Raw genomic sequence first — 22,230 nt, forward strand, 5'->3', positions numbered from 1 at the left:
TCACAGTGCGCAGGCCCCGGCCTCGCTAGCCTGGCGCGATGCTCCTGGCAGCCATACCGAGTCCCACCCAGGGCGTGTGGCACCTCGGCCCGGTGCCGATCCGCGCCTACGCGTTCTGCATCATCGCCGGCGTCCTCGTCGCCGCCTGGCTGACCGAACGCCGGTACGTCGAGCGCGGCGGCAGGCCCGGTGTCATCAACCAGATCGCCACGTGGGGCGTTCCGTTCGGCGTCGTCGGTGCCCGGCTCTACCACGTGGCCACGTCCTGGCAGCCGTACTTCGGCCCGGACGGCGATCCCGTGCGCGCCCTCTACATCTGGGAAGGCGGGATGGGCGTCTGGGGCGCGATCGCGTTCGGCGCGCTCGGAGCCTGGATCGGTGCCAGGCGCGCCGGCGTCGCGCTGCCTCCGCTGGCCGACGCGGCGGCCCCCGGAATCCTCCTGGCACAGGGGATCGGCCGTCTCGGCAACTGGTTCAACAACGAGGTGTACGGCGGCCCGACCGACCTGCCCTGGGGGCTCACGATCCACGAGTGGGACCAGGACGCGGGCCGTGCGGTGATCGGTCCGGACGGAGCGCCCGTGGTGCTGGGGACGTTCCACCCGGCGTTCCTGTACGAACTGCTGTGGACTTTCGCCGCGGCGGCCGTGGTGATCTGGGCGGACCGCCGGTTCCGGCTGGGGCACGGCCGCGCGTTCGGCCTGTACGTGGTGCTCTACACGCTGGGCAGGCTGTGGATCGAGGCGCTGCGCATCGACCAGGCGAACACGGTCCTGGGCCTGCGCCTGAACATCTGGACCTCGCTGGTCCTGGGTGTCGGTGCCGCCGCGCTGACGCTGTGGTCGGCACGGCGGCACCCCGGCAGGGAGGACCTCGGGCCGGCTTCGGCGCCGAGTCGTACGCCTCCGCCAGCGGACGCGGTGTCCGGACGGACCGCCGAGGGCTGATCGCGACCGTCCGGACCTGTCAGGCGGACTGGGAGATCACCGCGGTGACGGTGACGTCGACGTACCGGCCGATCATGAAACCCGGCGCGCGGATGCCGAGCGCCCTGCGGTCCAGCCGCGCCGTCGCGGTCAGCACCGCCTCGCGTCCGTCCAGTGAGGACACCTCGACCGTCCCGCCGAGCTCGGCCTCCCTGCCCCGCGCGGCCAGCGTGCCGGTGACGTGCCAGCCGGTGCCCGCGGCCCGCGCGGACGTCGCGGTGAACGTCATCACGGGGTGCCGGTCGAGGTCGAGCAGGCCGGGTTTGCGCAGGTGCTGGTCGCGCTTGGCGATCCCGGTGTCGATGGCGCCGAGGTCCAGGGTGCCGTGCACGGCCAGCAACGCGCCGACCGGTCCGATCTCGACGGTGCCCGCGGTGACGGGCACCGTGCCGTTCGCCTTGCGGCCGAGGTTGCCGACCTGGAACGACGCGCTGCTGCGGCTCAGGTCCGCCCGCCACACACCGGCGGCGAGTGCTCGCGTGGTGGTCATGACCGGGCTCCGTCGTGCTCGAAGACCTCGAGGACCGGGTAGATCTCGACGCGGTCCGCGCCCGGCAGCAGCGCCGGGTCCTCGCCGGGCAGCAGCTGCGTGCTCATGATCGCCTTCTGGGTGTCGATCAGCGCCTGCTCGGACTCGGCGATCGACAGCACGACCTCCGACCCGTCCGCGCGGCGGAGCACGTAGGTCCTGATGTTGCCCGGCACCGCCATGGCCGCCGGTGCGATCCGCTGCTTCGCCGCGAAGTCGGCCGCGGCCAGCTGTTCGGGGCCGCGGGGTCCGTCGAAGTAGGTGAGCTGCGCGTACATGGTCGCCTCCTTGGGTGGTGCACCGAGTCTCGGCCCGTCCGCGGCGACACGGATCCGTGCCAGTACGGAGACCGGTACCGAACCGCCACCGGTCGGCGATACTCCCGGCGTGGAGGAAGCCCCGATCTTCGGCCGCGACCGCGAGCTCGCCTCGCTGCGGGCGGGCCTCGTCGCCGCGGCGGGCGGCGCGGGCCGTCTCGTGCTCGTCGTCGGTGAGGCGGGCATCGGCAAGACCAGGCTGGCCACGGCGGTGTCCGCGATGGCCGGTTCGTACGGCGTCCCGGTCGCACGGGGCCACGCCGTCGACGATCCCGGCATGCCTCCGTTGTGGCCGTGGCGCCGCCTCGCCCGCTCCGTGCCCGCGCTGCACCGCGTGCTCTCCGAAGGACACTCCGGCCAGGACGACTCGGCCCGCTTCGCCCTGCTCGCCGACGCGGCGGACGCCCTGGTGGCGGAGGCCGCGCCCGGCGGGCTGCTGCTCGTGCTGGAGGACCTGCACTGGGCCGACCGCACGTCGTTGCGCCTGCTGGCCCACCTCGCCACCGAACTGCCCGCCTCCCGGATCCTCGTCGTCGCGACCTGTCGCGAGGCCGGCGGGGACCTGTCCGGCGTGATGCGCGCTCCCGCCGCCCGCACCCTGCACCTGGGCGGGCTGACGCGCGGCGACGTGGCCGGATGGGTGCGCTCCGCCACGGCCGTGCCGGACCCGGAGTCGCTGGCGGCACGGCTGGTGGACGGCACCGGCGGCAACCCGCTGTACGTGCGCATGCTGATCGACAGCGGGGAGGCCGCGGGGCACCGGGAACTGCACCGGATGGTGTTGTCCACACTGGACCGGCTGAGCCCGCACGCCCGCGACGTGCTCGGCGTGGCCAGCGTCCTGGGGGAGCGGATCGACCCCGCGCTGCTCGCGGCCGTCACCGGCGAGGACCCCGCCACGCCGCTCGACGACGCCGTCGCCGCCAGGGTCCTGCAGGCCGACGACGGGTCGCTGGCGTTCACACACGCGCTCGTGCGGGACGCCGTGTACGAGAGCTTGGCGCCGTCCGTGCGCGCGGAACTGCATCGGCGTTGCGCGCTGGCCCTTGCCGCCGCTGGTGGCGCGCCGGGACGCATCGCGACGCAGTGGCACCGGGCGAGCGGGGCGGACGCCGCCGCGGAGTGCTCGCGGTGGGCGGCGGAGGCGGCGCGAGCGGCCACCGCGGAACTCGCCTACGACGAGGCGGCCGGGTTCGCGGCGCTCGCCCTGGCAACGGCCGAGGAGAAGACGGCGGAGCTCACCCTCGGCCTCGCCCGCGCCGAGTTCCTCGCGGGAGAGACCCAGGCCAGCCTCGGCCACTGCCGCACCGCCGCCCGCCTGGCGCAGCAGGCCGGCGCTCCCGACCTGATGGCGGAGGCCGCCCTCGTCATCACCGGGCTGGGCGACCGCTCGCTGCTGGCCGCCGTCGACCAGCTCTGCACGGCCGCGCTGCGGCACCTCCCGGAGGAGGCCACCGCGACCAGGGCCCGGCTGCTGGCGCGCCGGGCGATGGCGGCCACCACGACCGGTGCGGCGGAACGGGCGCGGGAGCTGTCCGCCGCGGCACTGGAGCTCGCCGTGCGCAGCGGTGATCCGGACGCGGAGCTGGACGGCATCCACGCGCGGCACCTCACCCTGTGCGCGCCGCAGTTCAGGGACGAGCGGGTCGAGCTCGCGAACCGGGCCGTCGTGCTGGCCGAGACCGCACGGCAGCCGCACGCCGAGCTGTGGGGTCACGTCTGGCTGGTCGACGCGGCGCTCCAGGTGGGGGACCTGGTCGAGGTGGACCGGCAGCTGGACCTGATCGAGCAGTTCGCGGCGACGCGGCAGCACGGGGTCGCGTGGTGGCACCTGCACCGGCTGAGGGCCACGCGGGCGGCGCTGGTCGGGCAGTTGCAGAAGGCCGAGGAGTGCAACGAGACGGCTCGCGCCATCGCCGAGCGGATGGGGGTCGCGGCGGCCAAGGGCATGTACTACGCGTTCCGCAACGAGATGGCGCAGCTGGTCGGCGGCATCGACGAGGCGGCGGCGCGGGAGGTGTTCGAGGTGATCGAGCTGGTCGGAGACATCCCGCTGGCCCGCGTCTACGTGCCGTTCCTGCACGCGATGCTCGGGCAGACCGCCCAGGCCGCAGCGACGTTCGAGGAGTTCCGGGCCATGCCGGCGGTGCTCGAGGCCGGGCCGACGTGGGCTCCGCTGGTCGCGCAGATCGGGGTGGTCGCCTGCATGCTCGGCGACACCGAGGCGGCCGAGGGCGTCTACGCCGTGCTGTCCACATTGGACCCGTTCTTCGCCGCGGACGGGTCCGGCGCGGTGTTCTCCACCGCCGCGGTGCCGCGGTTGCTCGGCGACCTCGCGATGACCTGCGGACGGACGGAGGCCGCCGCCGGCCACTACCGGCTGGCCCTGGAGATGAACGCCCGCATCGGCGCCCGGCCGTTCGCCGCGCTGAGCCGGCTCGGACTCGCCCGCGCCCTCGTCGAACAGGGCGACCTGTCCCAGGCCCGCACGCTCGCGGCCGAGGCGGCGGCCGAGTTCCGCGCGCTGGACATGCCGGTCCGGCTGGCCGAGGCCGACCGGGAGCTGAAGCGGATCGGCGCGGTGGAACAGGCGCAGGACCCGTTGTCACCGCGCGAGTCCGAGGTCGTGGACCTGGTGGCGCAGGCCCTGACCAACCGCCAGATCGCGACCCGCCTGCACCTGAGCGAACGCACCGTCGAGACCCACGTGCGCAGCGTCCTGGCCAAGCTGGGGCTGCGCACCAGGACCGAGATCACCGCGTGGGAGCTCACCCGGCGGGCCTGACCAGGCCCGCCGCCCCGGGATGAGATCCGGTCTCAGCGTTCGCCGTCTCCGCTGAACCGCCCGTGCCTCCCCGCGCCGCCCGCGAACCGGGCGGCTCCGGCCACCCCTTCCCGGGCCACGATCGGCACCCCCGCCGCCCCTTCCGCCCGCAGCGCCTCCGCCAACGGCAGGTCCAGCCCGCCGTAGACCGACGCCCGGTCGGCCAGCACGCACTCGAACGGGAACCCGGCGATCTGCCCGGCCAGCTCCAGCGCCGCCGCCACCGCCTGCCCCGGCTCGACCACCCGGTTCGCCAGGCCGATCGCCAGCGCCTCCTCGGCGTGCACCGGACGTCCGGTCAGGATCAGGTCCAACGCGCGCCCCAGCCCGACGACCCGGGGCAGCCGCACGGTGCCGCCGTCGATCAACGGCACGCCCCACCTCCGGCAGAACACCCCGAACACCGCGTCGCTCTCGACGACCCGCAGGTCCGCCAGCAGCGCCAGCTCCAGCCCGCCTGCCACCGCGTAGCCGCTGACGGCCGCGATCAGCGGCTTGCTCAGCCGCAACCGCGTCGGTCCCATCGGCCCGGCACCGCCGCCGGAGGGATCGAGCTCGTTGCGCCGCGCCGGGTCGCCGACGGAGGTCAGGTCCGCCCCGGCGCAGAACGTCCCGCCCTCACCGGCGAGCACCGCCACTCGTTGCGACGGGTCCGCCTCGAACGCCAGGAAGGCCTCCCGCAGCTCGGCGGCCATCGGCCCGTCGACCGCATTGCGCCGGTCCGGGCGATTCATCCTGATCAACGTCGTCGTTCCGGTGATCTCCACCATGACGTCCATGTGACCTCCGTGATCAGCAGTGGCGTTCGGCCCGCCGCTGGCGTCTACTGACACGATGCCAATCGTCTCTCCCGGTTTCACCGGGCGACGCCAGTCACCGGACGTGCAGCTGCCGCCCGGTCAGTACCTGGCGGAGGACTTCCCCGTCCTCACGGCGGGACCGACGCCGCGCGTGCCGACCGACCGGTGGCAGTTCACGATCAACACCGAGGCCGGTCAGCGGTACGACTGGTCGTGGCAGCAGCTGGTGGAGCTGCCCGCGGAGAAGATCACGACGGACATCCACTGCGTCACCAAGTGGTCCAAGCTGGGCACCCGCTGGAAGGGCGTCTCGCTGGACGTGCTGCTGGAGGACGTCGAGACGGCCGCCGACTTCGCGCTCGTCCAGTCCTACGGCGGCTACACCACGAACCTGCCGCTGGAGGACCTGGTCGACGGCCAGGCGTGGATCGCGTACCGGTACGACGGCGACGAGCTCACGCCCGAACACGGCGGGCCGGCGCGGTTGCTGGTGCCGCACCTGTACTTCTGGAAGTCGGCGAAGTGGGTCCGCGGGATCCAGCTGCTGCTCGAGGACGAACCCGGCTTCTGGGAAAGCGCGGGCTACCACGACTACGGAGACCCATGGCGCGAGCAGCGGTATCAGGGCGACTGACCTGGCGGGTGGCCGAACTGGCCGAGGCCACCGACATCACGAAGAGCGCGCGCAGCCTGGTGTTCGACGTGCCCGGCTGGCCGGGACACCTGCCGGGCCAGCACGTCGACGTGCGCCTGACCGCCGAGGACGGCTACTCGGTGCAGCGCAGCTACTCGATCTCCTCCGCACCGGACGGGGAGCGGTTCGAGCTGAGCGTGCAGCGAGTTGAGGACGGCGAGGTGTCGCCGTACCTGTGCGACGCGCTCTCACCCGGCGACCGGATCGAGCTGCGCGGCCCGGTCGGCGGCTGGTTCGTCTGGCGTGCGACCGACCAGGCGCCGGTCACGCTCGTGGCGGGCGGATCGGGCATCGCACCGCTGATGGCGATGATCCGCACGCGGGCCGCGGAGGGCAGCAGGGTGCCGTTCCGGCTGATCTACTCGGTGCGCACGCCCGAGGACGTCTACTACGCCGACGAGCTGCGCCGGCGTGCGCGCGAGGACGGCGGCCTCGACGTCCACCTCGTGCACACCCGCCAGGCCCCGGAAGGCTCGCCGCACCCACCCGGGCGCCTCGGCCTGGCCACGCTCAACACCCACGCCTGGCCCGCCGACTTCAGCCCGAACGTCTTCGTGTGCGGGCCGACCGGGTTCGTCGAGACGGTGTCCGACATCTTCGTGGCGCTGGGCCACGACCCCCGCCGCGTCCGCACCGAACGCTTCGGCTGACAGGAGAGCACCGATGAGCCACGTGGACGGGAACGCGCTGGCGGGAGACCTCCGCGAGATCTTCGCGGTGGACCTGACCGCCGCGACCGGGCAGTGCTCGGGCTGCGGGTACAAGGGCCCGGTGGCGAGCCTGCGCGTCTACCAGAGCGCTCCGGGCACCGTCGCGCGCTGCCCGCACTGCGAGGAGGTCGTGCTGCGGCTGGTGCGCGGACGCGACCGCGCGTGGCTGGACCTGCGCGGCACGGTGAGCCTGGAGATCCCGCTGCCGTGAGGGGAACGACGAACCTGGCCTGCCGGGCGGTGCTGTTCGACATGGACGGTGTGCTGACCGACTCGACGGTCGCCGCCGAACGCGCGTGGACGCAGTGGGCGCACGAGTTCGGTGTGGACCCGGACGAGGTGCTGCGCGGCCTGCACGGCCGTCGTGCGGCGGACACCGTCCGCATGCACGTACCCGCCTCCGAGCAGGCCGGCGCGTTGCGGCGGATCAACGAGATCGAGGTCGCCGACGCCGGCTCGACCGCCCCGATCCCCGGAGCCCGCGAACTGGTGGACTCCCTGCCGGGGAACTGGGCCCTGGTCACGTCCGCTCCGCCCGAGCTGCTCGCGGTCCGGCTGGCCGCGGTGGGGATCCCGTTGCCTCCGGTGGTCATCAACGGCGACGACGTCACGCACGGCAAGCCCGACCCCGAGGGCTACCTGAAGGCCGCGGGCAAGCTCGGGCTGCCGATCGGGGAGTGCCTCGTCTTCGAGGACAGCGGCAACGGGGTCGCCGCGGGTCTCGCCGCCGAGGCCGCCACCGTGGTCGGCGTCGGCACCGGCGCCCTGCACACGCCCGCGCCCGTCGTCGTGCCTGACCTGCGGGCCGTCCGGTGGACCGGGCACGGCATCGAGGTGACCGAGGACCTTCGCGCCTCTTGACGTCCCGGAAACTTGTCCGGTTTGACATGCCCGATACCTCCGTTCGGCCGTAGCCCGGCTTCCGAGCCGTGTGCGTGGATGTATGGGAGCGCTCTTACAACGTTGTAAAAACGAAGGGGATCTTCGCTGATGAAGAAAGCCGCCCCCGTACTCGTCGCTCTGCTGCTGGCGCTGGGGATAGCGCCCGGACTGCCGTCCGCGAGTGCCGCCGAGCCGGTGCACGGCCTGAAGGGCGAGTACTTCAGCATGTCGGCACCGGGCGCGCGGGACTTCGCGACCCTGGGTGGCACCGTGCTGGACGCCGACATCAACCAGGGTGACCTGACCGGCGTCTTCGGGTTCCTCAACGGTCGCACCGAACACACGACGGCGCGCTGGACCGGGCAGATCGCGGTGCCGCAGACCGGCGACTACACCTTCCACGCCGTCGGGGACAACGGGTTCCGGCTGCTGATCGACGACAAACCCGTGATCGACCACTGGGTCGGCGACTGGGACCGCGAGCAGACCAGCGCGCCGGTGACGCTCACCGCCGGGCGCCAGTACGCCTTCAAGCTGGAGATGTTCCAGGACGTCGGCGGCGCCAACATGTTCCTGCGCTGGTCGAGCGCGACCACGCCCAAGCAGATCGTGCCGGAGTCCGCGTTCACGCCGCCCGCCGACTTCCAGGTCGTGCCGCGCACGGCCGGCGTCTCGAAGGACGGTCGCACCCTCACCGCGGACTTCGGTGGCCGCGTCACAGGGGCGAACGACCTCAAGGACCACCTGCGGGTGGACGTCGACGCCACCCCGATGCCGATCTCGGTGATCACCACCAGCCGCGACCGCGTCACCATCAGGCTGGCCGAGCGGGTGCTGAAGGGCCAAAGGGTCCGGATCTACTACGACGGCGCCGGCGCCCTCGCGGTCGACGGCAAGAAGGTCGAGAAGACCGCGCGCACGGTCGGCAACGTCTCCACGGAACGGCTCAGGACGCCGTGGGGCGAGAAGGTCGACACCCGCAACCCGTTGCCGGAGTACCCGAGGCCGCAGCTGGAACGCGACAAGTGGCTCAACCTCAACGGCCCGTGGGAGTTCGCGGCCGCCAAGGCGGGTGAGCAGCCGGTGTTCGGCAAGAAGCTGCGCGAGAAGGTCGTCGTGCCCTACCCGATCGAGTCGCAGCTCTCCGGGCTCGAACGGCACGAGGACCACATGTTCTACCGCCGCACGGTCAGCGTGCCGCACGACTGGCGGATCGGGTCCGGGCAACGGCTGAAGCTCAACTTCGGCGCGGTCGACTACCACGCGAAGGTCTGGGTGAACGGCAAGCTGGTCGCCGAGCACACCGGCGGCTACACGGCGTTCAGCGCGGACATCACCGACGTGCTCAAGCGCGGTGAGCAGGAGATCGTCGTCGCGGTCACCGACACCACCGGCCCGCACCAGCCCAAGGGCAAGCAGTCGCCCAACCCCAGCGGCATCTTCTACACGCCGTCGTCGGGCATCTGGCAGACCGTGTGGATGGAACCGGTGGCCGACAAGGGGATCGACGAGATCAGGACGACCCCGGACCTCGCCACCAGCTCGCTGGCCGTCGAGGTCAAGTCCGCCGGCAACGCCACCGTCACCGCGGTCGCGAAGGATGCCAAGGGCAAGCAGGTCGGCACCGTCACCGGACCGGCCAACACCAAGCTGACGCTGCCGGTGCCCGACCCGCACCTGTGGACTCCGGACGACCCGTACCTGTACAAGCTCGACGTCACGCTCGGCAGGGACAAGGTCAAGAGCTACTTCGGCATGCGGTCCACCGGGATCGCGAACGTCGGCGGCACGCCGAAGCTGACGCTCAACGGCCAGCCGATCTTCTCGCTGATGCAGCTCGACCAGGGCTTCTACCCGGACGGCCTGAACACCGCGCCGAGCGACGAGGCCCTCGTGTTCGACCTCAAGGCGCAGAAGGACCTCGGCTTCAACTCCGTCCGCAAGCACATCAAGGCCGAACCCGCCCGCTGGTACTACCACGCGGACCGGCTCGGACTGCTGGTGTGGCAGGACTTCGTGTCCGTCGAGGACGGCAGCAACCCCGTGGCGCAGCAGGCTTTCCTCAAGGAGAGCCGCGAGCTGATGCAGCAGATGCACAACCACCCGTCGATCTACGCGTGGATCGTGTTCAACGAGGGCTGGGGCGAGTGGGACCGCACCGTCACCGGCCAGATCACCGACGACGTCAAGGCGGCCGACCCGAGCCGGGTCGTCAGCGCGCACAGCGGCGTGAACTGCTGCGCCTCCAAGGGCGACAGCGGCAAGGGCGACGTCATCGACCACCACGACTACAACAACACCGACCCGGCCCGCCCGGACGGCAAGCGCGTCGTGATGGACGGCGAGCACGGCGGCTTCACGCTGCGCACGCCCGGACACCAGTGGCCCGGTGCGCCGATCGCCATCTACAGCGGCGTGCCGGACAAGGCGGCGCTGACGGCGAAGTACGTCGACAACACCCGCACGTTCTACCTGGGGCAGGCGCGCCAGGAGATGTCCGCGTCGGTCTACACGCAGGTCACCGACCTGGAGGGCGAGCTCAACGGCCTCTGGACCTACGACCGCAAGCGCATCAAGGTCGACCCCGGTCCCGTCCGGGAGATCAACCGGCGGGTGATCGAGGCCGGGGCCAACGCCGGCAAGCCGTACCCGTACGCGGGCAGCGGTGAGTGGAAGCTGAACGAGACCGGCGGAACGACGGCGAAGGACTCCAAGGGCGCCAACCCGCTCACGCTCAGCCCGACCGGCGCCACCTGGAAGGACGGCGCGCTGGAGCTGCGCAACGGCTCGGCGGAGACCTACGGCCCGGTCGTCGACACGACCAAGGACTACACGGTGTCCGCGAAGGTGCGCCTGGACGAGCTGCCCGGCAACTACGCCTCCGCGGTGAGCCAGGACGGCCGTCAGTCGGAGAACCCCTTCTACCTGCAGTACGGCCAGGGCGCGTTCGCCTTCAGCACGCCCGGTGGCAACCGGGCGCGCTACGAGATCACGCCGGAGATCGGCCGCTGGTACGAGCTGAAGGGCGAGCGGAAGGGCGGCGAGATCCGGCTCTACCTCGACGGTGCGCTGGTCGCCACGGCGGCGGCGGGACCCGCCATCGAGAGCACCGGCGCGTTCGCGGTGGGACGAGCCAAGTACAACGGCCAGAACGTGGACTTCTGGCGAGGCGCGATCAAGGACGTGGTCGTCACCTCTTGATGTTGGGAGAACGCTCTCCTCACGTGGTACAACCGGTGCATGAGCAGGGTCGCACCCACGTTGGAGGACGTCGCCCGAGTCGCGGGCGTGTCCCGCGCGACGGTGTCCCGGGTCGTCAACGGGACGCGCAACGTCGATCCTGAGCTCCAGGAGACGGTGCGCAACGCGATCGAGCAGACCGGGTACACGCCCAACCGCGTGGCCCGGTCTCTCGTCACGCGCCGCACCGGCACGGTCGCGCTGGTGATCTCCGGCGCGGGCGGGGGATCGGACGTGTTCACCGACCCGTTCTTCGGCCGGGTGACGGCGGGCGTGGTCGACTTCCTGCGCGGCCACAGCGTGCACCCGGTGCTCATGCTCGCCGACTCCGACCACGCGCGGACCGAGGTCGTCGAGTTCCTCAGACAGGGCAGCGCCGACGGCGCGCTGCTGGTGTCCACCCACCCGGCCGACCCGCTGCCCGCGCGGTTGCTGGAGGCCGGCGTCCCCTCCGTGCTCTACGCGCGGCCCGGCAGGCCGATGCCGATCGGCTACGTCGACATGGACCACCGCGCGGGCGGGCGGCTCGCCGCCGACCACCTGGTCGCGGCGGGGCGGTACAACATCGCCACCATCTCCGGCCCGATGGACGTGCTGGCGAGCCAGGACCGGCACGCCGGCTTCCGCGACGCCATGGCCCGCCACGGCTTCCCGTACGTCCCGACCGCCGAGGGCGGCTTCACCGCCGAGAGCGGCGCGGCCGCGATGCACCGGCTGCTCACCGAGTGCCCCGACCTCGACGCCGTGTTCGCCGCGAACGACCTGATGGCGCAGGCGGCAGTGGACGTGCTGCTGGAGCACGGCCTGCGCGTGCCGGAGGACGTCGCCGTGGTCGGGTTCGACGACAGCGCGCCGGCGCTGGCCTGCCGCCCGCAGCTCACCACGATCCGGCAGCCGGTGGAGCGCATGGCCGCTCAGATGGCCGACCTGTTGCTCGCGGAGCTGGAAAAACCGGGACAACGGCCGAGATCCGTCATCTTCGAACCGGAACTCGTCGTACGGGCCTCTGCCTGATTGACCTGTTCGACACCCGGCGTTAACGTCCCTTGGGAGAGCGCTCTCACGCCCCTGTCCAAGGCTTTCAGCCCTTCCCCCCGTCAGGCAGGACCATGGGCTCAACCCTGTCCAGGGCCGCCGCGTTCGCCGCTGCCGCTCTGTGTCTCGTGACCACGATCAGCGCCACCTCGCAAGCGGGAGCCGCCGCGTGCGGCACCTCCAACGCCGCCCTCAACCGCCCCGCCACCGCGTCCTCGACGGAGAACGGCGGCACGCCCGCGTCGGCGGCCGTCGACGGCAACGCGGGCACGCGCTGGTCGTCGCAGTTCTCCGACCCGCAGTGGCTGCAGGTCGACCTCGGCTCCACGCAGGAGGTCTGCCGCGTCTCCCTGAGCTGGGAAGGCGCGTACGGCAAGGCCTTCCAGGTCCAGGTGACCGACAACGCCGCCGACTCCGCGTCGTGGCGCAACGTCTACTCGACCACGACCGGCACCGGCGGCACGCAGTCCGTCGACGTCACCGGGTCCGGCCGCTACCTGCGCGTCCTCGGCACGCAGCGCGGTACCGGCTACGGCTATTCCCTGTGGGAGCTCGGAGTCTTCACCACCACGCCCGACACCCCCGGCGTCACGCCGACGGACCCGCGCAACCCGGACTTCGGCCCGAACGTGCACGTCTACGGTCCGGGCTCCTCGCAGTCGGAGATGCAGTCGCGACTCGACTCCATCGCGACGCAGATGAGGACCAACCAGTTCGGTCCGCAGCGGCACGCCGTGCTGTTCAAGCCGGGCAGCTACAACGCTGATGTGAACCTCCGGTTCTACACGCAGATCGTCGGTCTCGGCCTGATGCCGGACGACGTGAACATCAACGGGCACATCCGCGTCGAGGCCGACTGGCTGCAGCAGGGCAACGACCCGAACAACCTCGGCAACGCGACGCAGAACTTCTGGCGCGGCACCGAGAACCTCTCGGTCACGCTGCCTCCGAACCAGATCGAGCGCTGGGCCGTCTCGCAGGCCACCGCGTACCGGCGGATGCACCTGCGCGGCCAGGCGCACCTGTGGAACGGCTACGACGGCTGGGCCAGCGGCGGTCTGATCGTGGACAGCAAGATCGACGGCGTGACCGTCTCCGGTTCGCAGCAGCAGTTCCTGACCCGCAACAGCAACCTCGCCGGCGGCTGGTCGGGGTCGGTGTGGAACATGGTGTTCGCCGGCACGCAGGGCGCCCCGCCCAACCACTTCCCGAACCCGTCGCACACGACCGTCGACACCTCGCCGGTGACGCGGGAGAAGCCGTACCTGTACTTCGACAACTCCGGTGAGTACCGGGTCTTCCTGCCCGCGTTGCGCCAGAACTCGCGCGGCACGAGCTGGGAGAACGGCAACCCCGGCACGTCGGTGTCGCTCGCGGACTTCTTCGTCGTCAAGCCCGGCACCCCCGCCGCGACGATCAACGCCGCGCTGGCGCAGGGCAAGCACCTGCTGCTCACGCCGGGCATCCACCAGCTCGACGACACGATCCGGGTCACCCGCCCGAACACCGTCGTGCTGGGCCTCGGCCTCGCGACGCTGACGCCGACCACCGGCAGGGCCGCGCTGACGACGTCCGATGTGGACGGTGTCAGGCTGGCCGGGTTCCTGGTCGACGCAGGCGTGCAGAACTCGCCGGTGCTGCTGGAGGTCGGCGACTCCAGCGCGAACTCGCACGCTGCCAACCCGACCTCGCTGCACGACGTGTACCTGCGCGTCGGCGGGTCGCAGGCCGGCAAGGCGACGGTCAGCATGCGCGTCAACAGCCGCAACACGATCATCGACCACACCTGGGTGTGGCGTGCCGACCACGGCGCGGGCGTCAGCTGGACCGCGAACCCCGGCCAGAACGGCGTGGTCGTCAACGGCGACAACGTGATCGCGTACGGGTTGTTCGTGGAGCACTACCAGCAGCACAACCTGGTCTGGAACGGCAACGGCGGCCGCGTCTACCTGTACCAGAACGAGCTGCCGTACGACCCGCCCAACCAGGCCGCGTGGATGAACGGGTCCAAGCGGGGCTGGGCCGGCTACAAGGTCGCCGACTCGGTGACCACGCACGAGGCGTTCGGTGTCGGCGTGTACGCCTTCAACCAGGCCGATCCGAGCATCGTGACGGACAACGGCTTCGAGGCGCCGAACCGGCCGGGAGTCCGGTTCACGCACCTCGTGACGGTGTCGCTGGGCGGCGTGGGCACGATCGCCAACGTCATCAACGGCACGGGCGGTCAGGCGGACCTGGCGAACCAGGTCCGGTACGTCGTGAACTACCCCTGACCGGGCCAGGTGAGCTGATCCCTGCGAGATGACTCGACGGACGCCGCGATCTCCTCGGTCGCGGCGTCCGTTCCGTTTCGCTGTTCACCGCGAGCGAGCTCGGTGGCCTGGTCCCGGTGCTGGTGGCCGGCGTGCACGCCGGTGGTCGGCAGCCCGGCCCGCTCGCGCGACTGCCGCAGGTGCACCGGCTCGGCCGAGTTCGAGGTCCTGAGCGCTGCTGCGAGCCCGGCGAGCGCGGGTGGCGCGCCGTCGAGTGCGGGCAGAACCGCTTGTTCGCCGGGATCATCCGCTGGACCCGTGCCGTGTCCGCGGCGTTGAACGCGGGAGAGCGGGCGTGGTGCACCCCCGGCCAACAGCGGCAACGCGGAAACACCCCAGGGCACGCGCCGCCCCGGGGTGCATGAGGCGAGGAACCTCACCGCGGCAACCGGTAGTCCGGTCCCAGTGCGGCGCCCCGGTTCGGCTTGTACAGGTCGAACCCGCGCGGATCGCACTGCAGCCCGCCGTTGATGCAGTGGCGGACCAGCGCGGCCTGCGTGGGCGCGTCCCAGGCGTTCATGAAGTCGTAGTGCCAGCTGTACCCGCGACCGCTGGAGAGCCGCACGCGGGACATGTCACCGGACACCGGGAACGCCATCTTGAACTCGATCATCGGCACCGCGACCGGGTGGCTCGGCGGGCAGACCAGCGTCGCGCGGTCCGGGTAGGCCATGTGCGACCTGTGGTCCGCCGAGTCGAGGTCGCGGCCGTTCCAGCAACTCGGTGCCTGGTAACGGATGTTGAGCTGCGTGCCGGGCGGGCAGTACGCCGGGATGTCCCAGTTGTGGAAGCTGTCGCCGCACTCCCAGCCCTCGACCGCGCCCGGCGCGGTGCGGAACTGCTCCTGCGTCGTCGCGGGGCTGCCGACCACGAACCGGATGCCCGGCGGGAACGGCACGACGTCCTGGTACCGCAGGATGCCGGACTTGTAGTAGATGACCTGGGGGAAGTCCGGCGGGACGATCTGGTCGCCGTTGATGACCGACGGGAACCAGTACGCGGACTTGTCGTCGGGCGTCCTGCAGTTGGTCTGACCTGCCTTGAGCGAGTCGTTGGTGCTGCTGGCTTTCGTGGACTGGTTGCCGAGGAACGTGTGCATGTGCGACGCGCCCGGAAGCCCCGGGAAGACGATCGGGTCGTCCGGGAGGTGGGTCGTGACCGAGCAGTTGGCCTGGAACTCGTGGTGCGTGACCAGGTCGTCGGCCCGGGCCGACTGGGTCACGACCACGACCACGGCCGCCACCAGGGCGGCCGTCATCGACAACGCGCTGATTTTTCGGGACACCTGTGTCCTCCTGCCGAGTGGGGAACCGGCTGGGAGAGCGCTCTCCCAAACAGGTTCCCGCCCTGCCGTGCGAGGTGTCAAGACCGGTTCTTTTGACACCGCCGACGTCTGGTCGTAACGTTCGGCGGCAGGGTTGTGAGAGCGCTCTCCTCATGCATCCCTACTTCGTGGCAGGAGGCGCGATGGCTCGCGTCCGCTCCATCTGCACGGTGGTCGCCGTGCTCCTCGGCATCGCGGTGGTCCCGGCACAGGCCGCGCCGGCCCTGCTCTCCCAGGGCAGACCCGCTCTCGCCTCGTCGACCGAGAACGCCGGCACCCCCGCGTCGGCCGCGGTCGACGGCAACGGTGACACCCGCTGGTCCAGCGAGTGGAGCGCCCCGCAGTGGTTGCGCGTCGACCTCGGTGCCTCCTCGACGCTCAGCAGGGTCGAGCTCGACTGGGAGGGTGCCTACGCGACGGCGTTCGAGATCCAGGTCTCGGCTGACGGCGTCGCCTGGCAGCCGGTCCGGTCGGTGACCGGGTCCACCGGCGGCAGGCAGGGCTACGACGTCACCGGCACCGGCCGGTACGTCCGGGTGAACGCCACCCAGCGCGCCAACGGGTACGGCGTCTCGCTGTGGGAGTTCCGGGTCTACGGCACGCAGGGCGGCGTCGTACCGGGAAGTGGTGTGCACGTCACCGGGTCGCAGGGCAACTGGCAGCTCACGGTCGACGGCCGGCCATGGGTCGTGAAAGGCCTCACCTGGGGTCCGCCCGCCGCGGACGCCGCGCGGTACATGCCCGAGCTGAAGTCCATGGGCGTCAACACCTTGCGCACGTGGGGCACGGACGCCTCGACCCGCCCGCTGCTCGACGCGGCCGCGTCCCACGGACTGCGCGTGATCAACGGCTTCTGGTTGCAGCCCGGTGGCGGTCCCGGTTCCGGCGGCTGCGTGAACTACGTGACGGACGCCCAGTACAAGGCGGACGTGCTCGGTCAGATCCGCCAGTGGGTCACCACCTACAAGGACCACCCCGGCGTCCTGATGTGGAACGTCGGCAACGAGTCCATCCTCGGGCTGCAGAACTGCTACTCCGGCGCCGAACTCGAGAACCAGCGCGTCGCGTACGCCCGCTACCTGAACGAGGCGGCGCGGGCGATCCACGCCATCGACACCGGCCACCCGGTGACGAACACCGACGCGTGGACCGGTGCGTGGGTGTACCTCAAGGCGCACACGCCCGACCTCGACCTGTACTCCGTCAACTCCTACGGCAACGTCTGCCAGGTGCGGCAGGACTGGATCTCCGGTGGCCACACCAAGCCGTACATCCTCACCGAGGCCGGTCCGGCGGGGGAGTGGGAGGTGCCGAACGACGCCAACGGCGTGCCGGCCGAGCCGACCGACGTGCAGAAGCGCGACGGCTACATCCAGGCCTGGAACTGCATCACCGGCCACACCGGGGTGTCCTTCGGCGGCACGCTCTTCCACTACGGCACGGAGTACGACTTCGGCGCGGTCTGGTTCAACCTCACGCCCGCGGGCAAGAAGCGGCTCTCGTTCTACGCGGTCCAGCGCGCGTTCGGCGGCGCCACCCCCGCCAACACGCCGCCGGTGATCTCCGCGATGACCGTGCCGCAGACCGTGGCGGCGGGTGCGCCGCTGACCATCGACGTCGCCGCGGCCGATCCGGACGGTGACGCCGTCGCTTGGTCGACGGCGTTCAACAGCAAGTACATCGACAACAGCGGTGGTCTGGCCGCGACACCCGTCCAGGTCGCCGGAAACCGCCTCACCGTCACCGCCCCGGACCGCCTCGGCGTGTGGAAGGTCTACGTCATGGCCGAGGACGGGCGCGGCAACATCGGCATCGAGACCCGCTCCGTGCGCGTCGTGGCGCCGCAGCCGTCCGGCGTGAACGTGGCCCAGGGCAAGGCGGTCACCGCCTCGTCGTACCAGCAGGTCGGTGACGGCGCGCCGTTCCCGCCGTCGAACGCGGTGGACGGCGACGGAACCTCGCGCTGGGCCACCGACTGGGCCGATCCCCAGTGGATCCGGGTCGACCTCGGCGCGGTGACGACGTTCCAGCACGTGCAACTGGTGTGGGAGGGCGCTTTCGGGCGTGCGTACGAGATCCAGGTGTCCGACGACGGCAACGCCTGGCGCTCCGTGTACGGCACGACGGCCGGAGACGGCGGCGTGGACGCGATCGACGTGACGGCGACCGGCCGGTACGTCCGTCTGCACGCCACGCAACGGGGAACCGGCTGGGGCTACTCGCTCTACGAGTTCGGCGTCTACCGGCGTTGAGCTACACCGGTTCCACGAGCACGACCACGCCGTCCGACGGCGCGACGGCTCTGGTGCTGACCAGGTCGCCGTGACGAACCCGCCCGTCGCCGCTCACGTCCACGTGAGCGGCGACGGTCAGCACCGGCCCATCAGCCAGGCCGAGGTCGAACGGCAGGCGCTGCTCGGCGGTGTCGTCACGGCGGAACTCGCTGACGTGCTCGGCCTTCGTGACGGCGGGTGCGTCTGCGAGGGAGACGTCGAGCAGCCGCACCCGCAGCACCGCCCGGCCGAACGCGGGCGTGCCCGCCGGTACCACCACGGTGCCGTTCACCGGATCAGTTCAGCACGGCGAAGCGGGCCTCGATGTCGACGGGGCCGCCGGTGAGGTTGCGGATCTCGATGAAGTACTTGATCAGCCCGGCGGCCTGCCGGTCGACCTGCACCTTCCACTCGATCTGCGCGCCACCGTCGACCATCGGCCACGTCGGCACCACCATCCACACGACCCGCCAGCCCTCGGGCCAGCTGTGGGTGAACCAGCGCCGCGACGACCCGCCGGGCACCTGTCCCCGGAACTGCACACCAAGTCGCATCGGGACTCTCCCTTCACTCTTCCGGTTCGGGCGCGGGACCGGCGTCCTCGGCCGCGTGCGAGGCCTCTTCGGCCACGGCGTCCCCGGTGTCCTGCACGGCATCCGGTGCCGCACCGCCGTCGCCCGCGAGGTCGAGCGGCTCGGCGAGGACCAGGTCGTCGAGCGACGCGGGGGCGGCCCCGCCGTCGAGATCGGCGCTCATGGCGGCTCCTCTCACAGTGCGCCCGGCGACCAGCCGAGCACGTCGTAACGGGCCTCGACGTCGACCTGGCCGCCGGTCAGGTTCGTGATGGCGAGGAAGTACTTGAGCAGCCCACCGGACTGCCGGGTGACCTGGGTGGTCCACTCGACCTGCGCCGCACCGTCGACAGCGGGCGCCGTCGGCACGACCGTCCACAGGACGTACCAGTGGGCGGGCCAGCTGTGGGTGAACCACCGCTTGGTCGTGCCGGCCGGGACGGACCCGGTGAACTGCACGCCGCGGAACACCGCCGCCGGTTCGAGGCCGCTGTACATCGACCGCACCGCCGCGCAGTCGCCGGGACTGAGCCCGTCGCGCTGGCCGATCTCGACGTTCTGGATCGGCGTCATCGTGTCGCAGCCGGTGTCGATCGCGAACGCCCGCCGCGGGTAGTGCATGATCGAGTGGTAGTCGTACGGGCCGACGTCGTCGCCGTCGGTGATGTGCTGGTTGAAGTTGTGGGCGCTCTGCTGCTGGATGTTCGTGAAATCGATCGTCACGAAGTTGTTGCGGTCCTCGCGGCTCTGTTCGTGCCACAGACCTACGCTGTGCCCGATTTCGTGAATGGTCGCGCCCGTTCCGCAGCCGGGTGCGAGCGTGATGTTCTGCTGGTTTCCGCGCATGCCCACGGGAGAACTGCAGCCACCGCCGGGCTGGAAACGAATGAAATTCGTGTCCGTCGCGTTCCTCGGCACCAGGCGAATGCGGGTGTTGCGTTCCCAGTGCGCGATCGCGTTGTGCACGCGGGCCTGGTCCGGCAGGTTCGGGTCGATCTCGAACGGCACCCGGCCACCGGGCCAGCGGAACTGCTGACCTGGGATGACGACGCCCCTCTCGTGGAGCTCGCCCTCCCGCACGAGGGTGAGCACGATGTCGCCCTCGACCATCGGCTCGCCGTCGACCTCGGTGTACAGAACCGCTTTCACGCCCTGGCTCCGGGTCTCGATCACACCGGTTCTGAGTTCGGGTCCGACGCGGAACTGGCCGCTGCCGGTCACCGTGCCACTCGGCTTGGTCATCGTGCCCTCCCGTCATGGCAGAAGACGAACAAGCGTGATCCTCGAACTGCCACAACGCCTAGGGTCGAAGGCCTCCCTCGCATTCGAGGAATTGATGGAGAGTCCAAAGTGGTGGTGTAACGCAAAAGCGCCGGAAGGCGAATTCCTGGATCAGACTAGGGTCGGGGACATGCCTTCCGCTGTCATCGTCGAGTACGACTCCGCCTGGCCTGATCGCGCACGGCACCTCCTCGGCGGGGTGCGGTCGGCGTTCGCGGCGCTGCCCGGCGCGGACGGGTTCGACTACGAGCACATCGGGTCGACCGCGGTGCCCGGACTCGGTGCGAAGCCGATCGTGGACCTGCAGGTGCGCATGCCCGGCCTGCCGCCACTGGCCCGGCTGACCGAGGTCCTGGCGGCGACGCCGTTCGTACCGGCGCACGGGGCCAGGCCGGACTCACCCGGTGTGCGCAGGGACGCCAGGAGGCCGGGGGACCGGGCCGACGACGCGGCGTACGAGAAGCGCCTGTTCCACTCCCCGGCCGAGGCCGCGATCCTGCACGTCCGCCGCGCGGACTCGCCGTTCGCGCGGTGGGTCGTCGACCTCCGCGACTGGCTGCGGTGCCACCCCGCGCAGGCCCGGCGCTACGAGCAGATCAAGCGCGCGCTCGCCGAGCAGCACGCGGGCGAGCCGGACTACGACGACTACACCCGCGCCAAGACCGCGTTCTTCGACGAGATCCAGCCACAGGTCAGGGACTGGGCAGCCGGATCGTGACGCGCAGGCCGCCTTCCGGGCGCGGGGCGATGTCGAGGGCGCCGTCGTGCGCGCGCACGACGCTGTGCACGATGGCGAGTCCCAGGCCGACACCCGCGTGGTCGTCGTCGCGGACGCGCTCGCCGCCGCGCTGGAACGGCTCGGTGAGCGTCGGCACCAGGTCCGCTGTGAGCAGGCGGCCCGTGTTCTCGATCTGGACCACGCACGCCTGGTGCTGCGGTTCGGTGTGGACGGTGACCGTGCCACCGGCCGGGAGGTTGTGCACGACGGCGTTCTGGACGAGGTTCGTCACCATCCGCAGGAGCAGCTCCGCGGAACCGGTGGTGGTCGCGGCCTCCCCGGTGACCACGAGCTCGACCCGGCGTCGTTCCGCCAGGGGCAGAAGGGTTTCCGCGGCTTCCTCGGCGACCAGGGAGAGGTCGACGCGCTCCCGGGTGAACACCCCTCGCTCGCCGCGGCTGAGCAGCAGCAGGGCCTCGGTGAGGTCGATCGCGCGGCGGCTCGCGGTGTGCAGTCGGTCGAGGAGTTCGGCGTCGACCTGGGACGGGTCCTGGCGCGCCGCGTCGAGCAGCGACTGCGAGATCGCCAGCGGGGTGCGCAGCTCGTGGGAGGCGTTGGCGGCGAACCTGCGCTGCTCGCCCACGTGCGACTCGAGTTTCTCGAGCATGGTGTCGAAGACGTCGGAGAGCTCGCGGAACTCGTCCGCCCTGCCGGGAAGCCGGATCCGGTGCGACAACGACCCCTTCGCGGCCAGCCGGGCGGCGTCCGCGATCTTGTCGAGGGGCGAGAGCATGCGGCCGGCCAGCAGCCATCCGCCGAGGAGGCCGAACGCCACCAGGAACAGCATGGCGACGGCGGCGGCGCGGCCGAAGATGCGGGAGAGCAGGTAGCGGTTGGGGCTGGTGAAGAGCAGGCCCTGGTCGTTGTCGGGGACGAAGCGCAGCAGGTACCACCAGGCCACCGCGATCAGGACGGCACCGGCCACGACGACGATGCCCGCGTAGCTCAGGGTGAACTTCAGGCGGGCGCTGAGACCCGGCGGCCTAGCCATCCGCGTCGATGCGGTAGCCGACGCCCGGCACGGTCGCGATGAGCCACGGTTCGCCGAGTCGCTTGCGCAGCGCCGAGACCGTGATGCGGACGGCGTTCGTGAACGGGTCGGCGTTCTCGTCCCAGGCCCGCTCCAGCAGCTCCTCGGCGCTGACGACCCCGCCCTGGGCACCGACCAGCACCTCGAGCACCGCGAACTGCTTGCGGGTCAGCGCGACGTACTGCCCGTCGCGGAAGACCTCGCGCCGGAACGGGTCGAGCCGCAGGCCACCGATCTCGCTGACCGGCGGTCGCGCGTAGGCACGTCTGCGGGCGAGCGCCCGGAGCCGCAGCACCAGCTCCCGCAGCTCGAACGGCTTGGTCAGGTAGTCGTCGGCGCCGAGCCCGAACCCCGACGCCTTGTCGTCGATCCGGTCGGCGGCGGTGAGCATCAGGATCGGCATGCCGCTGCCGGACGCGACGATCCACCGCGCGATCTCGTCCCCGGACGGTCCGGGGACGTCGCGGTCGAGCACCGCGAGGTCGTAGGAGTTGACGCTCAGCATCTCCAGCGCCGTGTCGCCGTCCCCGGCGATGTCCGCGGCGATCGCCTCCAGCCGCAGCCCGTCCCGGACGGCCTCGGCCAGGTACGGCTCGTCCTCCACGATCAGCACGCGCATGCGGCCAGCCTAGGGAGCGGGGCA

22 protein-coding genes are annotated in these 22,230 nt (G+C 71.3%); 11 read left to right on the top strand and 11 right to left on the bottom strand.

What is annotated here, in order from left to right:
• Positions 1-38: 38 nt before the first annotated feature.
• On the top strand, positions 39-947 hold the full coding sequence (gene lgt, locus ORI60_RS23375) for a prolipoprotein diacylglyceryl transferase (RefSeq protein WP_266036679.1): 909 nt from the start codon (positions 39-41) through the stop codon (positions 945-947).
• 19 nt (positions 948-966) lie between these two features.
• Here the strand turns inward: lgt and ORI60_RS23380 are convergent, their stop codons facing one another.
• Both ORI60_RS23380 and ORI60_RS23385 read right to left on the bottom strand, forming a co-directional pair.
• Positions 967-1,476, bottom strand: coding sequence for a YceI family protein (locus ORI60_RS23380; protein WP_266036680.1), 510 nt, complete (start codon positions 1,474-1,476; stop codon positions 967-969).
• A complete protein-coding gene (locus ORI60_RS23385; protein ID WP_266036681.1) occupies positions 1,473-1,793 on the bottom strand; it encodes a hypothetical protein in 321 nt (106 codons plus the stop codon). Before ORI60_RS23385 ends, ORI60_RS23380 begins: the two co-directional genes overlap by 4 nt.
• A gap of 109 nt (positions 1,794-1,902) precedes the next feature.
• Between ORI60_RS23385 and ORI60_RS23390 the strand changes: the two genes are divergently transcribed.
• Positions 1,903-4,617: an ATP-binding protein gene (locus tag ORI60_RS23390; RefSeq protein WP_266036682.1), complete on the top strand. Its 2,715-nt coding sequence runs from the start codon at positions 1,903-1,905 to the stop codon at positions 4,615-4,617.
• 32 nt (positions 4,618-4,649) lie between these two features.
• Here the strand turns inward: ORI60_RS23390 and ORI60_RS23395 are convergent, their stop codons facing one another.
• A complete protein-coding gene (locus tag ORI60_RS23395; RefSeq protein WP_266036683.1) occupies positions 4,650-5,435 on the bottom strand; it encodes a crotonase/enoyl-CoA hydratase family protein in 786 nt (261 codons plus the stop codon).
• Between the two features lie 55 nt (positions 5,436-5,490).
• Between ORI60_RS23395 and ORI60_RS23400 the strand changes: the two genes are divergently transcribed.
• The 7 genes from ORI60_RS23400 to ORI60_RS23430 all read left to right on the top strand — a co-directional run bounded on the left by ORI60_RS23400 (position 5,491) and on the right by ORI60_RS23430 (position 14,290).
• Complete coding sequence (locus tag ORI60_RS23400; RefSeq protein WP_266036684.1) at positions 5,491-6,090, top strand: sulfite oxidase-like oxidoreductase; 600 nt, start codon at positions 5,491-5,493, stop codon at positions 6,088-6,090.
• On the top strand, positions 6,060-6,800 hold the full coding sequence (locus ORI60_RS23405; RefSeq protein ID WP_266036685.1) for a ferredoxin reductase: 741 nt from the start codon (positions 6,060-6,062) through the stop codon (positions 6,798-6,800). Before ORI60_RS23400 ends, ORI60_RS23405 begins: the two co-directional genes overlap by 31 nt.
• Before the next feature lie 13 nt (positions 6,801-6,813).
• Positions 6,814-7,071, top strand: a complete 258-nt coding sequence (locus ORI60_RS23410; RefSeq protein WP_266036686.1) for a DUF6510 family protein — start codon at positions 6,814-6,816, stop codon at positions 7,069-7,071.
• Entirely contained in the window at positions 7,068-7,721 is a 654-nt protein-coding gene (locus ORI60_RS23415; RefSeq protein WP_266036687.1) for an HAD-IA family hydrolase, read from the top strand. Before ORI60_RS23410 ends, ORI60_RS23415 begins: the two co-directional genes overlap by 4 nt.
• A 129-nt stretch (positions 7,722-7,850) precedes the next feature.
• Complete coding sequence (locus ORI60_RS23420; RefSeq protein WP_266036688.1) at positions 7,851-10,943, top strand: PA14 domain-containing protein; 3,093 nt, start codon at positions 7,851-7,853, stop codon at positions 10,941-10,943.
• A 39-nt stretch (positions 10,944-10,982) separates the two neighbouring features.
• Positions 10,983-11,996, top strand: a complete 1,014-nt coding sequence (locus ORI60_RS23425; RefSeq protein WP_266036689.1) for a LacI family DNA-binding transcriptional regulator — start codon at positions 10,983-10,985, stop codon at positions 11,994-11,996.
• A 95-nt stretch (positions 11,997-12,091) separates the two neighbouring features.
• Positions 12,092-14,290, top strand: coding sequence for a discoidin domain-containing protein (locus ORI60_RS23430; RefSeq protein WP_266036690.1), 2,199 nt, complete (start codon positions 12,092-12,094; stop codon positions 14,288-14,290).
• On the opposite strand, the gene ORI60_RS23435 is transcribed toward ORI60_RS23430, so the two are convergent.
• Together ORI60_RS23435 and ORI60_RS23440 are read right to left on the bottom strand one after the other, a co-directional pair.
• Positions 14,281-14,652 carry a hypothetical protein gene (locus ORI60_RS23435; RefSeq protein WP_266036691.1) on the bottom strand — a complete coding sequence of 124 codons (372 nt, stop codon included), beginning with the start codon at positions 14,650-14,652 and terminating at the stop codon, positions 14,281-14,283. The two genes, ORI60_RS23430 and ORI60_RS23435, sit on opposite strands and share 10 nt — an antisense overlap.
• Before the next feature lie 53 nt (positions 14,653-14,705).
• A complete protein-coding gene (locus ORI60_RS23440; RefSeq protein ID WP_266036692.1) occupies positions 14,706-15,614 on the bottom strand; it encodes a DUF1996 domain-containing protein in 909 nt (302 codons plus the stop codon).
• 182 nt (positions 15,615-15,796) lie between these two features.
• Here ORI60_RS23440 and ORI60_RS23445 point away from each other — a divergent pair, with 182 nt between their 5' ends.
• The gene (locus ORI60_RS23445) at positions 15,797-17,905 is read left to right on the top strand and encodes a discoidin domain-containing protein (protein WP_266036693.1); all 2,109 of its coding nucleotides are present in this window, start codon (positions 15,797-15,799) and stop codon (positions 17,903-17,905) included.
• 1 nt (position 17,906) lies between these two features.
• Here the strand turns inward: ORI60_RS23445 and ORI60_RS23450 are convergent, their stop codons facing one another.
• Genes ORI60_RS23450 through ORI60_RS23465 form a run of 4 tightly spaced genes read right to left on the bottom strand, consistent with a single transcriptional unit; the run spans position 17,907 to position 19,740 of the window.
• The gene (locus ORI60_RS23450) at positions 17,907-18,218 is read right to left on the bottom strand and encodes a hypothetical protein (RefSeq protein WP_266036694.1); all 312 of its coding nucleotides are present in this window, start codon (positions 18,216-18,218) and stop codon (positions 17,907-17,909) included.
• Between the two features lie 4 nt (positions 18,219-18,222).
• Positions 18,223-18,480, bottom strand: coding sequence for a hypothetical protein (locus tag ORI60_RS23455; protein WP_266036695.1), 258 nt, complete (start codon positions 18,478-18,480; stop codon positions 18,223-18,225).
• Positions 18,481-18,493: 13 nt separating this feature from the next.
• Positions 18,494-18,682, bottom strand: coding sequence for a hypothetical protein (locus ORI60_RS23460; protein WP_266036696.1), 189 nt, complete (start codon positions 18,680-18,682; stop codon positions 18,494-18,496).
• 11 nt (positions 18,683-18,693) lie between these two features.
• Positions 18,694-19,740, bottom strand: a complete 1,047-nt coding sequence (locus tag ORI60_RS23465) for a M12 family metallopeptidase (protein ID WP_266036697.1) — start codon at positions 19,738-19,740, stop codon at positions 18,694-18,696.
• 169 nt (positions 19,741-19,909) lie between these two features.
• Between ORI60_RS23465 and ORI60_RS23470 the strand changes: the two genes are divergently transcribed.
• Complete coding sequence (locus ORI60_RS23470; RefSeq protein WP_266036698.1) at positions 19,910-20,497, top strand: GrpB family protein; 588 nt, start codon at positions 19,910-19,912, stop codon at positions 20,495-20,497.
• Here the strand turns inward: ORI60_RS23470 and ORI60_RS23475 are convergent.
• Positions 20,472-21,548 (bottom strand): sensor histidine kinase, encoded by a 1,077-nt coding sequence (locus tag ORI60_RS23475; protein WP_266036699.1) that lies wholly within the window; start codon positions 21,546-21,548, stop codon positions 20,472-20,474. The genes ORI60_RS23470 and ORI60_RS23475 overlap by 26 nt on opposite strands.
• Positions 21,541-22,206 carry a response regulator transcription factor gene (locus tag ORI60_RS23480; RefSeq protein ID WP_266036700.1) on the bottom strand — a complete coding sequence of 222 codons (666 nt, stop codon included), beginning with the start codon at positions 22,204-22,206 and terminating at the stop codon, positions 21,541-21,543. The genes ORI60_RS23475 and ORI60_RS23480 overlap by 8 nt, the downstream gene beginning before the upstream one ends.
• Positions 22,207-22,230 lie beyond the last annotated feature (24 nt).

The sequence above is a fragment of the Lentzea sp. NEAU-D7 genome (genome assembly GCF_026242055.1).
Classification (GTDB): domain Bacteria; phylum Actinomycetota; class Actinomycetes; order Mycobacteriales; family Pseudonocardiaceae; genus Lentzea.